Source organism: Serratia sp. AXJ-M, from assembly GCF_046531865.1.
In the GTDB taxonomy this organism is placed as follows: Bacteria; Pseudomonadota; Gammaproteobacteria; order Enterobacterales; family Enterobacteriaceae; genus Serratia; species Serratia liquefaciens.
Genome location: NZ_CP059394.1, coordinates 30,477 through 46,024, shown reverse-complemented (window position 1 = coordinate 46,024; position 15,548 = coordinate 30,477). Strand labels below are relative to the sequence as shown.

13 protein-coding genes are annotated in these 15,548 nt (G+C 57.0%); 6 read left to right on the top strand and 7 right to left on the bottom strand.

The features are described from left to right. Nucleotides 1-96: 96 nt before the first annotated feature. The 4 genes from sodA to H0S68_RS00185 all read left to right on the top strand — a co-directional run bounded on the left by sodA (nucleotide 97) and on the right by H0S68_RS00185 (nucleotide 4,426). Complete coding sequence (gene sodA, locus H0S68_RS00200; protein ID WP_044554332.1) at nucleotides 97-717, top strand: superoxide dismutase [Mn]; 621 nt, start codon at nucleotides 97-99, stop codon at nucleotides 715-717. A gap of 124 nt (nucleotides 718-841) precedes the next feature. After that, the gene (locus H0S68_RS00195) at nucleotides 842-2,770 is read left to right on the top strand and encodes a methyl-accepting chemotaxis protein (protein ID WP_187962092.1); all 1,929 of its coding nucleotides are present in this window, start codon (nucleotides 842-844) and stop codon (nucleotides 2,768-2,770) included. Between the two features lie 91 nt (nucleotides 2,771-2,861). Then, complete coding sequence (gene yiiM / locus H0S68_RS00190) at nucleotides 2,862-3,533, top strand: 6-hydroxyaminopurine reductase (protein WP_262033306.1); 672 nt, start codon at nucleotides 2,862-2,864, stop codon at nucleotides 3,531-3,533. Nucleotides 3,534-3,646: 113 nt separating this feature from the next. Then, complete coding sequence (locus H0S68_RS00185; protein WP_115057915.1) at nucleotides 3,647-4,426, top strand: methyltransferase domain-containing protein; 780 nt, start codon at nucleotides 3,647-3,649, stop codon at nucleotides 4,424-4,426. Nucleotides 4,427-4,458: 32 nt separating this feature from the next. Here H0S68_RS00185 and H0S68_RS00180 read toward each other — a convergent pair whose 3' ends face one another. Then, nucleotides 4,459-4,821, bottom strand: coding sequence for a YibL family ribosome-associated protein (locus tag H0S68_RS00180; protein ID WP_020824672.1), 363 nt, complete (start codon nucleotides 4,819-4,821; stop codon nucleotides 4,459-4,461). 71 nt (nucleotides 4,822-4,892) lie between these two features. Then, nucleotides 4,893-6,359, bottom strand: a complete 1,467-nt coding sequence (locus H0S68_RS00175) for a PLP-dependent aminotransferase family protein (RefSeq protein ID WP_020824671.1) — start codon at nucleotides 6,357-6,359, stop codon at nucleotides 4,893-4,895. A gap of 140 nt (nucleotides 6,360-6,499) precedes the next feature. Here H0S68_RS00175 and H0S68_RS00170 point away from each other — a divergent pair, with 140 nt between their 5' ends. Further along, on the top strand, nucleotides 6,500-7,108 hold the full coding sequence (locus H0S68_RS00170; RefSeq protein WP_122080509.1) for a LysE family translocator: 609 nt from the start codon (nucleotides 6,500-6,502) through the stop codon (nucleotides 7,106-7,108). On the opposite strand, the gene H0S68_RS00165 is transcribed toward H0S68_RS00170, so the two are convergent. The 4 genes from H0S68_RS00165 to H0S68_RS00150 form a co-directional block, all read right to left on the bottom strand. Beyond that, nucleotides 7,105-7,656 carry an MltR family transcriptional regulator gene (locus H0S68_RS00165; RefSeq protein ID WP_020824669.1) on the bottom strand — a complete coding sequence of 184 codons (552 nt, stop codon included), beginning with the start codon at nucleotides 7,654-7,656 and terminating at the stop codon, nucleotides 7,105-7,107. The genes H0S68_RS00170 and H0S68_RS00165 overlap by 4 nt on opposite strands. Nucleotides 7,657-7,829: 173 nt before the next feature. Further along, complete coding sequence (locus tag H0S68_RS00160) at nucleotides 7,830-8,984, bottom strand: mannitol-1-phosphate 5-dehydrogenase (protein WP_122080508.1); 1,155 nt, start codon at nucleotides 8,982-8,984, stop codon at nucleotides 7,830-7,832. Nucleotides 8,985-9,042: 58 nt separating this feature from the next. Continuing rightward, nucleotides 9,043-10,962 (bottom strand): PTS mannitol transporter subunit IICBA, encoded by a 1,920-nt coding sequence (locus H0S68_RS00155; protein ID WP_201895875.1) that lies wholly within the window; start codon nucleotides 10,960-10,962, stop codon nucleotides 9,043-9,045. Nucleotides 10,963-11,495: 533 nt separating this feature from the next. Continuing rightward, on the bottom strand, nucleotides 11,496-12,215 hold the full coding sequence (locus H0S68_RS00150; protein WP_020824666.1) for a DUF3053 domain-containing protein: 720 nt from the start codon (nucleotides 12,213-12,215) through the stop codon (nucleotides 11,496-11,498). Nucleotides 12,216-12,411: 196 nt separating this feature from the next. On the opposite strand from H0S68_RS00150, the gene H0S68_RS00145 reads away from it, so the two are divergent. Continuing rightward, a complete protein-coding gene (locus H0S68_RS00145; protein ID WP_410529071.1) occupies nucleotides 12,412-13,434 on the top strand; it encodes a Fic family protein in 1,023 nt (340 codons plus the stop codon). 38 nt (nucleotides 13,435-13,472) lie between these two features. On the opposite strand, the gene glyS is transcribed toward H0S68_RS00145, so the two are convergent. After that, nucleotides 13,473-15,542, bottom strand: a complete 2,070-nt coding sequence (gene glyS, locus H0S68_RS00140; RefSeq protein WP_020824664.1) for a glycine--tRNA ligase subunit beta — start codon at nucleotides 15,540-15,542, stop codon at nucleotides 13,473-13,475. Nucleotides 15,543-15,548: the final 6 nt, after the last annotated feature.

Here is a 15,548-nt window from a genome sequence, read left to right as displayed (position 1 = left end):
ATCATTTTCAATATCATTTAAATAACTATAATGATCCGACTGCTTACGCGGTGCTCACAACATTGCGCCGCCCATACACCACTGGAGATGATGATTATGAGTTATTCACTGCCATCCCTGCCGTACGCCTACGACGCACTGGAACCGCATTTCGACAAGCAGACGATGGAAATCCATCACACCAAACATCACCAGACCTACGTTAACAACGCCAACACCGTACTGGAAGCCTACCCAGAGCTGGCGCAATACAGCGTTGAAGAACTGATCCAGGATCTGGATAAAGTGCCTGCTGACAAGCGCACCTTCATGCGTAACAACGCCGGCGGTCACGCTAACCACAGCCTGTTCTGGAAAGGCCTGAAAACCGGCACCACGCTGGGTGGGGATCTGAAAGCCGCTATCGAGCGTGATTTCGGCAGCGTAGAGAAATTCCAGGAAGAGTTCGAGAAAGCCGCAGCGACCCGCTTCGGTTCTGGTTGGGCCTGGCTGGTGCTGAAAGGCGACAAACTGGCCGTGGTATCTACCGCTAACCAAGACAGCCCGCTGATGGGCGAAGCCGTTGCCGGCGCTTCAGGTTTCCCAATCGTGGGCCTGGACGTGTGGGAACACGCTTACTACCTGAAATATCAAAACAAACGTCCAGATTACATCAAGGCATTCTGGAACGTGGTTAACTGGGATGAAGCGGCAGCACGCTTCGCTGCGAAGAAGTAATTCGCCCCCGGTACTGAAGATGCCCGCGTAATGCGGGCATTTTTTTGCCTAAAATCCGCTAAAGTTTAACCGCCCTTTGCCGATGATTTGTTCAATTGACGTTCGCCCGGAAAGGAAAATCATTATGGCGGCATTGCAAACACTGGCAGGAAAGTTCGTTCATCTCACCGTGGGTAAAAAGCTCGGTCTCGGTTTTGGCCTGATGCTGTTACTGACGGCCATTATCGCCGGAACCGGCGCACAGTATCTGCATACCATCGAGTCCCGCGCCGATCGCATCGACTTCAGCAACAAGCTGAATGACGAGATCAATCAAGCCAAATACAACCGTGCGCTGTTCGGCCAAACCTATAAGCCTGAGTACCTGAAAAATAACCGCACCAGCATCGAGAATGCGGTGAAGATGATTAACCAGGGTCAGGACCTGGACTGGGATCCCCAAAGCCGCAAAGACCTGCAGCGTTTGATGGAGCTGATCGGCCACTACCAGCAGCAGCAAAACGCTTTCGAGAAGGCGGTAGCGGCAAAGGATGCCGTGCGCCAAAGCTGGAACATGTCGGAAGTGCAAGACAGTCTGAATCAGGTAGAGCGTCAACTTACCAATGGCGACCTGCAGCTGGCCTTCATTCAGTTGAACCAAAAACTGACCCTGGTGCGCTACGGCGCGCGCGGCCTGCTGTTGAGCCTGAGCAGCGAGTCCGAAGCCCCACTGGTCGCGGCGATAGATGATGCCCGTAGCGCGGCCAACGCGCTCAGCCGGCGGCTCAACGACGCTCAGCGTCCTCTGCTCCAACCGCTGCTGACCGCGCTTGATGATTACAAGAACCGTATCCAGGCCTACCTGCCGGCTTATCAACAGGAGCAAAACATCAGCCAGCAGTTGGGCAACAGCGCGCAGGAAGTCGGTACGCTGGTCAACGCCTTTATGCAGGACGAACTGACGCAAACCCATAACGATATCAACGCCGCGCAGCTGCAAATGGGCATCACCACGCTGGTTGCCATCATTGCCGGGCTGCTGATCGCCTGGCGCATCACGCTGCAAATCACCCGACCGCTGCAAAGTACGCTGGCGCTGGCGGAACGCATTGCCAGTGGCGATCTGCGGCAGGCGCAGACCAGCACCCGTCGCGATGAACTGGGGCAATTGCTGAATGCCGTAGCGGCGATGAGCCAGAACCTGCGCGACATGATTGAGAAAATCCAGATGGGCGTCAGCCAGGTGTCCACCGCCGCTGCGGAGATTGCCGCAGGCAATACCGATTTGTCCTCCCGTACCGAGCAACAGGCCGCCGCGGTGGAAGAAACCGCCGCCAGCATGGAACAGCTCACCGCCACGGTGAAACAGAACGCCGAAAACGCCCATCACGCCAATCAGCTGGCCACGGACGCCTCACAAACCGCCCAGCAGGGGGGAAAACTGGTGGAAAGCGTCGTCAGTACCATGCGCGACATCTCCAGCAGTTCGCAGCGAATCGCCGAAATTACCACCCTGATCAACGGTATTGCCTTCCAGACTAATATCTTGGCGCTCAACGCGGCAGTGGAAGCAGCGCGTGCCGGTGAACAGGGCCGAGGCTTCTCGGTGGTGGCCAGCGAAGTACGCAACCTGGCGCAGCGCAGCGCCCAGGCGGCAAAGGAGATCGAAGGGTTGATTACCGAGTCGGTCAGCCGGGTACAGACCGGCACCACTTTGGTGGAAAACACCGGCAATACCATGGAGCAGATCGTCCTGTCGGTCACCCATGTGCGCGACATCATGGCGGAGATCGCCGCCGCCTCCGACGAGCAGACCCGCGGTATTGCCCAAATTGGCCAGGCGATTGTGGAAATGGATCACACCACTCAGCAGAACGCCGCGTTGGTGGAAGAGTCTGCCGCCGCAGCCGACTCGCTGGAAGAACAGGCGGAAATGCTACTGCAAAGCGTCTCGGTATTCCGTTTGGCGGAACTTTCTGCACCGGCCGCCGTGAAAGGGACGGTGGTCAAGGCACCGGCGATGAAAAAGCCCGCAGCCAGCACCGAAGCGGAAGATAACTGGACCACCTTCTAACGTTTACCCGCCCGAACCTTTCGGGCGGTTATTGTTCCCTCCGGCCAACTCAGGCTATGCTGAACCTTCGAAGCGAGACATGGAGGCGCATATGCATCACCCTGAGGTTTATATCGGTACCGTTCAACCCTACGAGGGCGGGCGGCCGAGCGGTATCGCCAAGCGCCTGGTGGACGGCACCATCAAGCTGACGCCCCTCGGCCTGGAAGGCGATGAGCAGGCGGAGAAAAGCTATCACGGCGGGCCAGACCGCGCGCTGTGTCACTATCCCCGAGAACATTACCAACACTGGCGCGAACAGTTCCCGACGCAGGCGGAACAGTTCAGCGCGCCGGCCTTTGGCGAAAATATTTCCACTCTGGGGCTGACCGAACACAACGTGTTTATGGGCGACATCTTCCGCTGGGGCGACGCCCTGATCCAGGTCACCCAACCGCGCTCTCCCTGCTTCAAGCTCAACTACCATTTTGATATCGACGACATCTCGGTGCTGATGCAACAAAGCGGCCGCTGCGGCTGGCTGTACCGCGTGATCTCCGCCGGTAAAGTCAGCGGCGAGCGCCCGTTGGAACTGGTAACACGCAGCAGCGATATCTCGGTCGCCGAGGCGATTGGCATCGCCTGGCATATGCCGTTTGATGAAGAGCAATATCGCCGCCTGCTGGCGGTGGCCGGGTTGTCCGCCAGCTGGAGTAAAACCATGCTGACGCGTATCAGTGAACACCGCATTGAAGACTTTAATCGCCGCTTGCTGGGCCGCTGAGAAACAGCAGCCGGGAAGGAAAAACGTGGCGCAGAATACTGCGTTAAGCCTTTTTACCGACCTATACTGTGATGCAACCCAACCGGCAACCTCTTTCAGGCAGGAGCAAAGTTATGACCTCCCCATCTCATTCGATCCACCATGCCGCAGCCGCTGGCTATCAGGCCAATTCCGATCGCTACGTTAAAGGGCGACCGGATTACCCACCGGAAATTGCCGCTTGGCTGCGCGACACCCTCGGCCTGCATGCCGGTATGACGGTGATCGATCTCGGGGCCGGCACCGGCAAATTCACGCCCCGCCTGCTGGAAACCGGCGCTCAGGTGATCGCCGTTGAACCGGTGGCGCAGATGTTGGAAAAGCTGTCGATTGCGCTGCCGCAGGTGAAAACATTGGCGGGCACCGCGGAGTCGATCCCGCTGCCGGATGAATCAGTGGACGCCGTGGTCTGCGCACAGTCCTTCCACTGGTTCGCCACGCCGCAGGCGTTGGCCGAGATAAAGCGCATTCTCAAACCCGGCGGCAAGCTTGGCCTGGTATGGAATATGCGCGATGCGCGCGTAAGTTGGGTGCGTAAGCTGAACCAGATTGTCGACCGTCACGAAGGCGACGCCCCGCGTTTTTACACCGGAGAATGGCGTAAACTTTTCCCGTTCAAAGGGCTGGATGCGCTGCAGGAGCAGGTATTTATGCTCGCCCACCAGGGTGCGGCAGAAGATGTGATTTATAACCGGGTGCGTTCCACCAGCTTTATCGCTGCCTTGCCGCCCCAGCAGCAGGAAGAAGTGATCGATGAGATCCGCCAACTGGTAGCAGAAGAAGAGGAATTGCAGGGCAAAGAAAACCTGACCGTGCCCTATCAGACCAAGGCGTATTTCACCACCAAGCTATGAAAACGGGGCGCCATCGACGGCGCCCCTGGCGATCAGAAAGCTTTTCTGGCGTAGCCGGTAACCACTTTCAGGCCCATTTCACGGCCCAGAGCGGTCATTGGGTGCACTACGATCAGGCCACGCACGTTTTTCTTCAACGAGCCCATATCCGCCTGTTCTTTCTTGGTGATTTCACGGCTGAACGGCAGTTGGCTCAGCTTTTGCGCTTCTGCGCTCAGCTTTTCAACACGTACGCCTTTCAGGCGCTCGATTTCTGCCGCCAGCTTCTCTTTTTCTTTGGTGTGCTGGGCAATCAGATCGGGATTGCCCTGTTGGATCACCAGGGTGTCTTTGTGGTTCAGTGCGTCCAGCAGGTCGCTAAGGCGCTTAATCTCTGCCTTTTCTATCTCTTTCATGGTTTCTGGCCTGTTGTGCCTGTCGGCACGCTAATCAATGATGCCCACATTGTAGCAAAATGCGCGCGTCGTTACCCGTCTTGCGCAATGCCCGGCGGCAAGCCACTCATCTCGCAGGCTTTAGCCCCCACGCGTGCCAGCGCCTGGCTGTAGCGTGCATTAAACGGATAACAACAGGAGAGCCGCAACGCATTACGATAGCGGCCGCTGGGAGAATACAGCGTGCCAGGCGTCAGGCAGATCTGCTCCTCCAACAGCTGGTGGAACAGCGCTACGCTGTCGACCCCGTCCGGAAATTCCACCCAGAACACAAATCCCCCCGCCGGTTGCGTGGCTCGCGTGCCGCGTGGAAAGTGACGCGCAATCAACCCTCGCGCCTCATCCACCTGGGCGGCATAGCGCTTGCGCAGGTTACGCAGATGGTGATCGTAGCCACCGGTTTCCAGGAACATCGCCAGAGTTTCCGACAGCAACTGTGACTCGGACATTGACGACACCGCCTTCAGCTTGCGCAACGCATCGTTGAAACGTCCGCCGCTGATCCAACCGATGCGAAAATCCGGCGCCAGCGTCTTGGTAAAGCTGGAGCAAAACAGCACCCAACCGTCGCGGTCGAATGATTTTACCGCCGGGGAGAGTGCGCCACCGAACTGGATCTCCGCGTACAACCCGTCCTCAATTAGCGGCACCTGATGATCGTTCATCAGCCGGGCCAGGCGTTTTTTCGCCGCCAGCGGCATGGTGCAACCCAACGGATTTTGCACCGTCGGCATGGCGATCACCGCGTTCAGTCGTTTCTCGTTCAGCAACAGTTCCAGCGCGTCCAATGACAGCCCGTGTTGCGGATCGGTGGGGATTTCCAGCGCTTTCAGCCCCAGACTGGCCAGCAGCGGCAGCAGGTAAAAATAGGTCGGCGATTCCAGCCCGATACAGTCGCCCGGTTTGGTGGTTACCCGCAGCGCCAGTTGCAATGCCTCCATGCAGCCGTGCGTCAGCGTGATATCGCCCGGTTCCAGCAGCATACCCAGCGTCATCGAGCGACGCGTGATCTGCTGACGCAGCCGCAGGCTACCGGGCGGCAGCGCGTACTGACCGATCAGGTTCGGCTGGCGACGCAGCTGCGATGAAAGCATCCGCCCCAATTTCCCGCCGGGGTAAAAATCCGAGGTCTGCGGGCAGGCCAGCGAAAGGTTGGTGAATGCCGGGTTCTGCTGGGCGGCAAACACGGTGTCGATCAAGGCCAGCACATCGTCCGCCGGTGGCTCTATTCGGCTGCTGGTCGGCAAAGCGGCCTTCAACGCCGGCAGAGTGTTGCACACATAAAACCCCGACTGTGGCCGCGCCTCTATCAATCCGCGATCTTCCAGCGTGCGGTAAGCCGCGACCACGGTATTGATGCTGACGCTGTGGGTTTGCGCGCAGCGACGTACCGAGGGTAAACGACTGCCGGGCAGCAGCGTACCGCGGCGAATGGCTTCCGCCAGCGTATCCGCCAGCTGTTGGTAGCGCGTTTCCGGCATTTCATCGAGCAGGGTCACAGTTTGTCTCCAGGCAATGGGTACAGTTTAATATTGGTATAACTGTATCCATAACAATAACTGGTTTTTGGTTCTGTCACCATCCATCGGCAGGTTTTATGCTGGTTCCCTTGCTCCCCCAGCCCTGTGAGGAACCCATTATGCTGGACTCCGCCTTTATCAGTTATGTCACCGTCATGTCGATCACCCCAGGCCCCAACAACCTGCTGCTGGCGTCATCCGGCGTCAATTTTGGCCTGCGCCGCACTCTGCCGATGGTTTTTGGCATCAGCGTCGGCTGCGCAGTGCAGCTAGCCCTGACCACCACCCTGCTGGCGTTGATTTTGAGCTGGGCCGGTATGATCCGTTTTCCGCTGGCGGTGATCGGTTGTACCTATCTGCTGTGGCTATCCTGGAAGCTGTTCAAAGCGGCATCGCCGGACGGCAAACAGCAGGCGCAGCCAATGCGCTTAATCAACGGGGCGTTGTTCCAGGCGGTCAATCCCAAAGCCTGGCTAATGGCCATTAACGTCGCCATTCTGTTCACCCCGCGGGAAGGCGCCAGCCTCGGTCATACGTTGATGATTATCGCCGCCTTTACCGCGCTGAACATTCCCTGCGTCTTGGTCTGGGCGATATTGGGCGATCGCCTGCGTGATGCGCTGCGAGTGACCTGGAAACTGCGGTTGTTTAACGGCGTGATGGCGGGATTGATGGCAGCCACGGCTCTGTGGCTGCTGTTCGACGAGTGGCGCGCGGCCTTTGCCTAACTGCGGCCGAGAGGAGAGAGCCGGGACGGTTGTTTGGCGCCGATACCGGCTATCAGATCGGTGACGGAAAGCACCATAGTGGAACGCAATACCTGTTGATAGCGCTGGCGCTGCATGGCGATCAGCGACTCTTCCGCTTCGCCGGGCTGCAGGAAAGTCGGCACCGGCGGCAACGCGGTCACGCAGTGCAACTCACCGAACGGCCCTAAGATTTCATCATCGACAAAGCGGTATTCTGTGCCGTCGTGATTCAACTCTTCGCGCATCGCCATCAGCAACTCGGCATCTTCGTATTCGTGGCGGGAGATCACTCCCAGCCCGTACATCAGCTTCAGGCGCACCGACAACTCCCCCAGCGGACCGGCACCGGACAATAGCGGTTCGACGGCATACTTCACCGCATAATCGTCCTTGCGAAACACCTGCACCACCAGTACGTTGAGCGCTTCCGCCAGCAGCTCTACCGCCGCTATCAGGAAACTGCGCACCGTCTTGCCTGCGTTCAGCCTTTCCAGAACCTTATTTTCAAATGCCTGTGCTTCTTCCATCGTCGCTTTTCGAATGGCGTGGGAGGGGTATGCTGTATCGGCCACTAATTTAATACCATAGGCGTTATTGTCGCAGCCAGTTTGCGGGCGGACAGCGCGCAGAATCCGGAGCGTACACGTAGTACGTGAGGAATTCGAGCACTGCCCAACCGTAAAATGGCAAGTAAAATAGCCTATTGGCGCTGCATGGCGTTATACACAGCAATGGCCTGTTCTACAACCTCGCTTTCCGCCGGCAGGCCGGAAATTTGCGCCAGCGCCGCTTTTGGCCCCAGTTCAGCCAGCAGTTCCACCAGCTCTTTGGCCTGCGGATCCTGCTCGCTGCGGTAGCTCATGGCAGCGGCGATGCCCTGAATCAGGTTCGCGTGCGGCAGGCCGTATTCCAAAGTGCCCAACAGAGGTTTGATCAGACGATCGCCCGCGCTCAGCTTGCGCAGCGGTTGGCGCCCCACACGCTCAACGTCGTCGTGCAGATACGGGTTCTCAAAGCGACTGAGGATTTTGTCGATATAAGCGGCATGCTTGGCGGCGTCAAAGCCATAACGTTTGATCAACACCGCTCCGCTCTCTTCCATCGCCCCTTTCACCACGCGGCGGATCGCCGGGTCCAGAATGGCATCGCGAATGGTCTGCAGACCGGCCTGCTGGCCAAGATAAGCGGTGATGGCATGACCGGTATTGAGCGTGAACAGTTTGCGTTCGACAAACGCCATCAGGTTATCGGTCAGCTCCATGCCGGCGATCGCCGGTGGCTGGCCCTTGAACTGGGTCTGGTCGACAATCCACTCGCTGAAGGTTTCCACCGTCACTTCCAGCGGATCGCTGCTGCCCGCTTCCGCCGGCGGCACAATGCGGTCAACCGCCGAGTCGACGAAACCGACATGCTGCTCGACCCACGCCTGCTCGTCCTGCGGCAACGCATCGAACACATGTTGTTTTAACTGGCTGGTGCCGCGCACCATGTTTTCGCAGGCAATGATGTTCAGCGGTTGGTTGTTGCCCTGTTGATGACGCTTGATCAGCCCTTTGGCAATAGTACCGGCAATTTTACCCAGGATCTGCGGGCCCACGGCGGTCGTCACGATATCCGCTTCGGCGATCAGCGCTACCGCCTCTTCACTGCCACTGTTCACTGCGCTGACGTTGTTGACCGGCTCGACCCGCTCCTGTTCGCCGACCACGTGAACCTGGTAGCTTTTACGGCTGTTCAACAGATCCAACACCGTCTGGTTAACATCGGCAAAAGTCAGTTCGGCCTGCGCGTCCGACAGCAGCTTGCCGATAAAACCACGCCCAATATTTCCCGCACCGAAATGTAATGCTTTCATATTCCTACCTTTCTAATGTCGAAGGGTGCAGCAAGCTGCACCCCTTAAAATGATTCTGTTATCCGGCTTTTTTGCCGCTAAGCAGGTCCAGCACTTCCTGTACGCTGGTGGTATTCGCCAGCCGCTCGATGACGCCGTCGTCGTCCAGGGCATTGGTCAGGCTGGTGATCACCTGGATATGTTCGTTGTTGCGTGCGGCGATACCGATAACCAGTCGTGCCACCTCGTCCTCTTCATCGCCAAAGCGCACGCCTTGCGGGTACTGGCAGAACACCACGCCGGTGCGCAACACCCGGTCCTTGGCTTCGATGGTGCCGTGCGGCACGGCGATTGACTCGCCCAGGTAGGTTGAGGTGAGTTTTTCACGCTCCAGCATCGCCGCGACGTATTCCGGCTCAACGTAGCCCCCTTTGACCAACTGCTCGCCGGCGAAGCGAATCGCCTGCTCCTTGTCGCTGGCCTGCAGGTTAAGGAACACGTTGCTTTCGCTCAGTTTGAACAGGTTTTGCTCGGTGGCCTCAAAGCTGTCGTCCAGCGTGCTGATGACTTTCTGCTGGTTATCGGTGGTTTTATTGGCCGCCACCAGGCGCTCGGTCAGATCGTTGTACAGCTTGCTGTCGAGGAAATTGGTCAGCGAGATGTGCTGTGCCTGCGGCGCATGACGCATCGCGCGCTCAGTCAGGTCACGGTGAGTGATCACCAGATCCACATCATCCGGCAGGTTGTTGATGGCACTGTTGGTCACGGAGATATTTTTCAGCCCGGCGTCCGCCACTTTTTTGCGCAGTACCCCGGCCCCCATGGCGCTGGAACCCATGCCCGCATCGCAGGCAACGATGATTTTACGCACCGTGGTCAGGTCACCATCCACCGCTGCATGAGCCGCAGCACCGCCTTTAGACTGGGATTTCATCGCCTGTACGCGGCGAGTGGCCTCTTCCAGGTCATCCTCTTCTTTCGCTTTCGAAGTTTTCAGCAGGAACCCGGCAACCACAAAGGACACCACGAACGCTGCGGCGATCGCCGCCAGGTTGGCGAAGTAAGCGCCCTTAGGGGTCATCGCCAATACCGCCAGAATCGAACCCGGAGAAGCCGGAGACACCAGACCGCCGTTCAGCAGGGTCAGTGTGAACACGCCGGTCATACCGCCCAGGATCACCGCCAGCAGCAGGCGTGGATTCATCAGCACGTACGGGAAGTAAATTTCGTGGATACCACCGAAGAAGTGGATGATCGCGGCACCGCCGGCAGACTGCTTGGCACTGCCGCGGCCAAAGAACATGTAGGCCATCAGTACGCCCATACCCGGGCCTGGGTTGGCTTCAATCAGGAAGAAGATGGATTTACCGGTTTCGGTCGCCTGCTGAATGCCCAACGGCGAGAAGATACCGTGGTTGATGGCGTTGTTCAGGAACAGGATTTTCGCCGGCTCCACGAAGATTGACGCCAGCGGCAGCAGGTTGTTGGTCACCATGATGTTCACGCCGGTCGCCAGGATATGTGACAACCCTTCAACCAGCGGGCCAATGGCCATAAATGCCAGAATAGCCAGCAGCATACCGATAATGCCGGCGGAGAAGTTGTTCACCAACATCTCAAAGCCGCTTTTGATTTTGCCGTCTACCCAGCGGTCAAAATGCTTGATCGCCCAGCCGCCCAGCGGACCGGCAATCATGGCGCCGAGGAACATCGGCATATCTGCCCCGACAATCACGCCCATGGTGGTGATAGCGCCCACCACCCCACCGCGATCGCCTCCCACCAGACGGCCACCGGTAAAACCGATCAGCAGCGGCAGCAGGTAAGTGATCATTGGGCCAACCAGTTTGGCTAAGGTTTCGTTCGGCAGCCAACCGGTAGGAATGAATAATGCGGTGATGATACCCCAGGCGATAAAGGCGCCAATGTTAGGCATCACCATGTTGCTTAAGAAGCGGCCAAAGTTTTGAACTTTGACTTTGATGTCTGGTGAAAACATAAAACACACCCCTATTGTTACGCGCTGACAATAAGAGCGCGTGATTATTGTTGTTACGATCCAGCCGTGTTGTTGCTGTATGCGAAATGGACTCTATCACGCAGTTTTTACCGTGCGAACTTCACGGAATTTTTGTGACAAACATCACACCAACACCCCCATTATCGGGGCACTTATAGTGATCATGATCACAGTTACTCAGTGTAAAAAAGCCACAACGAGAACAAAATTCGCCTAAAACCCAATTAAATGTGATTTGAGTCACATTTAATTGATGCACGTTTGTTTTTAAATTGTGATGGTGATCACAATCTATTTTTCAGTGGCTACCGAATCCTGGCTTGAAGAAGGTCTTCCCTGTGAGCATTCATCCCGTCGGGAAATAGCGGTGCGATGAATGAAAGAAAACTACATGTCGGAAATAGATGATTAATTGAAGTGTAGTACAGATGCGTGGTGCAAGAAGTGAGCAAGCCGTTGGAAAGTCAGAAGGGAATGGCAGAAGCCGGACTGCCGGCTTCTGCGTTTGGAGATTACTGAGTAACGCTGGAGACGATTTTCTGTGCGTTAAGTAAATCCTGCTGCTTGGCCACCAGATTCGACATCATGGTGTTGTACTGCGTTGCCTGCTGGGAAGTACGGAACTGGACGCCGTTATTATTAAAGGCCACCTGATTGCCCTGGGCACGCAGGAAATCACCCACCTGAACCAGATCCTGAACGAAGCTGGCCGTGGTCGGAATCACCGGCATCAGCGCATTGGCCGGCCCGGTAACAATCTTGTCGTACGCCTGGTTATACACGGCTTTCAGATCGTCAGGTTGCTTCAGCGCTGTCCGGGCAGTATCCGCCTGCGACTTGGCTGACTGGATTTGCTGCCCCAGCAGGTTCAGCGCCCCAACGGACTGTTGCAGCGTATCACGCTTGCTCATGTAGTCCTGTGCGGTGCGGATCTGGTTAATCTGATCCAACGCCGGCGTCAGGCTGGCATCCAGTGATTTGGACAACTGCTGAGAAAAACCGACCAGGATGGCGTAATCACCGGCATAGTTGCCGAACTTCTGTTTCTGATCTTCGCTCAGCGTCGGGATTTTCGCGCCGCTGCGCATCACCGTATTCTGGATGTAATCAATAAACGCCTTGCGTTGTTCCGGCTCTTTATCGCCGCAGGCAGTCAATTGCATGACCACCAACAATGCCAATACCGGGGCCAACCAACGCGCGAAAACTCTGCTCTTGATCCCTACCGCCATGTGACATAACTCCTGTTATAAACCTGCTTTTTCATCGGACTCCGTCCCTTTTGCTGCACTCCTTGCGCCTATAAGAATAGATCAACTGAATGCGATCCGATACGCGATTCACCTTTTGGTGGTTATTCTTGGGCGAAAGGCCAACATGCAAGGTGCTATACGCGCTGGCAAGGGGCTACTGTACCGACTCAGGGGCATGATACACTTTTGTATCATTTATCACCGGGCCAAGCTGCGCATGTCATCCTATCAGCCACCGTTGACCATCAGCTCACGCATGCTGCATCTGGTAACCGATGTTGGCGATCGGCTTGCGCGTTTAAAAATGCAGGCTGAGCAAGAACATGCCTTACGGCTACGCCGTATCAACCGCATCCGTACCATTCAGGGCTCTTTGGCTATCGAAGGCAATACTTTAAGTGAAGAGCAGATCACCGCCATCATCGAAGGTAAACGTATCATTGCGCCACCTCGCGATATTCAGGAGGCGCTCAATGCCATTCGTTGCTATGGAAACTTGAACAACTGGCGTCCCATGCTGGAGGAGGATTTACTCGCTGCACACCGGCTGCTAATGGCTGGCCTATTGCCAGATGCCGGACATTACCGCCATGGCGGTGTCGGGGTGATGAACGGTAAAACCGTCATTCATATGGCGCCACCTGCGGAAAGGGTTTGTCAGTTAATTCGGCAACTGCTGCTCTGGTTAAAAGAGACCGACCTACCGCCGCTGATCGCAAGCTGTGTATTGCATTACGAATTTGAGTTTATCCACCCTTTCGCCGATGGTAACGGACGAATGGGCAGACTGTGGCAAACGCTGATCCTGTCACGTTGGGAGCCCTTGTTTGCCAACGTGCCGGTTGAAAGCCTGGTACATGACAATCAGTCCGGTTATTACCAGGCGCTGAACACCGGTAACCAACAGAGTGACTGCGCTCCCTTTGTCGAATTTATGCTGGGCATGATCTTGCGAGCGCTAGAACATAGCCTTACCCCCCAAGTCGCCGAACTATTGGCGATACTTAAAGGCGAGATGTCACGCGAGGAAATTCAGCATGCGCTGCAACTGCAGGATCGAAAATCTTTCAGTGAGCGTTATTTACGTCCTGCGCTAAACGCGCGGCTAATTGAAATGACCCTGCCCGAAAAACCCAACAGTCGCTTGCAAAAATACCGACTAACCGCTCAAGGTGTTTCGCTGCACCGACGGCAATAAAAAAGGCGCCCTAAGGCGCCTTTTCACGACAGAACCGCTTATTGCAGTACGGAGATATCCGCGACCTGCAGGAACAGCTCACGCAGCTTGCTCAGCAACGTCAGACGGTTTACACGCACCGCTTCGTCATCGGCCATCACCATCACGTTGTCGAAGAACGCATCGACCGGCTCACGCAGCTCCGCCAATTCCACCAGCGCATCCTGGTAGCGGCCTTCAGCAAAGAAAGGCTCCAGCTTATCGCGCAGCACCACCAGGTGGGTCGCCAGTTGGATCTCAGCCGCCTCTTTCAACACCGAAGCGTGAACGCGATCGTTCAGCGTATCGGTAGATTTGGCCAGGATGTTGGAGACGCGCTTGTTGGCCGCCGCCAGCGTCGTAGCCGCTTCCAGCGTACGGAAGTGAGTGACCGCCTTAACGCGTGCGTCGAAGTCCGCAGGCTTGGTCGGACGACGTGCCAGCACCGCTTGAATGGTGTCGACGGCGTGACCTTCTTCCTGATACCAGGCGCGGAAACGGCCCAGCATGAATTCGACAACTTCGTCGACGACCTTGGCGTTGGTCAGCTTGCTGCCGTACAGGCGCACGGCCTCTTCGGTCAGGGTCTGCAGATCCAGCGGCAGGTTTTTCTCAACGATGATGCGCAGCACGCCCAGCGCGGCACGGCGCAGTGCAAACGGGTCTTTATCACCTTTCGGATGTTGCCCAATGCCGAAGATACCGGCCAGGGTGTCCATCTTGTCGGCGATCGCCAATGAACAGGCCACCAGCGATTCCGGCAGCGCATCGCCGGCAAAACGCGGCTGATACTGCTCGTTCAGCGCAACGGCAACGTCTTCCGCTTCGCCGTCATGACGCGCATAGTGCATGCCCATCACGCCCTGAGTGTCGGTGAATTCGAAGACCATATTGGTCATCAGATCGCACTTCGACAGCAGGCCCGCGCGGGTGGCGTGGTTAACGTCGGCACCAATTTGGCCGGCAACCCAGCCCGCCAGCGCCTGGATGCGATCGGTCTTGTCGCGCAAGGTTCCCAATTGCTGTTGGAACAGCACGGTTTCCAGACGCGGCAGATTGTCTTCCAGGCGTTTTTTACGGTCGGTATTGAAGAAGAACTCGGCATCGGCCAGACGCGGGCGCACCACCTTCTCGTTACCGGAGATGATTTGCTGCGGATCTTTGGATTCGATATTGGCCACGAAGATAAAGTTCGGCATCAGGTTGCCCGCGGCGTCATACACCGGGAAATACTTCTGATCGCCCTTCATGGTGTAGACCAGCGCTTCCGCCGGCACCGCCAGGAATTTCTCTTCGAATTTGGCCGTCAGCACCACCGGCCATTCCACCAGCGAGGCCACTTCTTCCAACAGGCTTTCGCTCAGATCGGCCTTGCCGCCAAGCTGCTGCGCTGCCAGCTCCGCATCGCGCTTGATCAGCGCCTTGCGGGTTTCATAATCGGCCACCACTTTACCGCGTTCCAGCAGGATCTGCGGATATTGGTCAGCGTTGTCGAGGGTGAGTTCGGCTTCACCCATAAAGCGGTGACCGCGAATAGTGCGGCCAGAATCGATGCCCAACACGGTGCCCGGGATCAGTTCTTCACCCAGCAACAGGGTCACAGTGTGTACCGGACGCACGAACTGCACGTCAGAATTGCCCCAACGCATCAGTTTCGGGATCGGCAGCTTGGCCAACGAATTGCTGACCATGCCCGCCAGCAGCGCTTGCGCAGGCTGGCCTTTAACATGGGCGCGATACAGCAGCCATTCACCTTTATCGGTCACCAGGCGTTCGGCCTGATCGACGGTGATGCCACAACCGCGTGCCCAACCTTCGGCCGCTTTGCTTGGCTTGCCTTCGGCGTCAAACGCCTGGGCAATGGCCGGGCCGCGCTTTTCGACTTCGCGATCGGCCTGCGCAGCGCGCAAGTCGGCCACTTTCAGCGCCAGACGGCGCGGTGCGGCAAACCAGCTCACTTCGCCATGTTCGAGATTGGCACTGTCGAGCTCGGCGGTAAAATTCGCGGCAAAGGATTCTGCCAGTGAACGAAGAGCCTTCGGCGGCAGCTCTTCCGTGCCGATTTCCACCAGGAAAGTCTGTTGAGTCATGGCTGC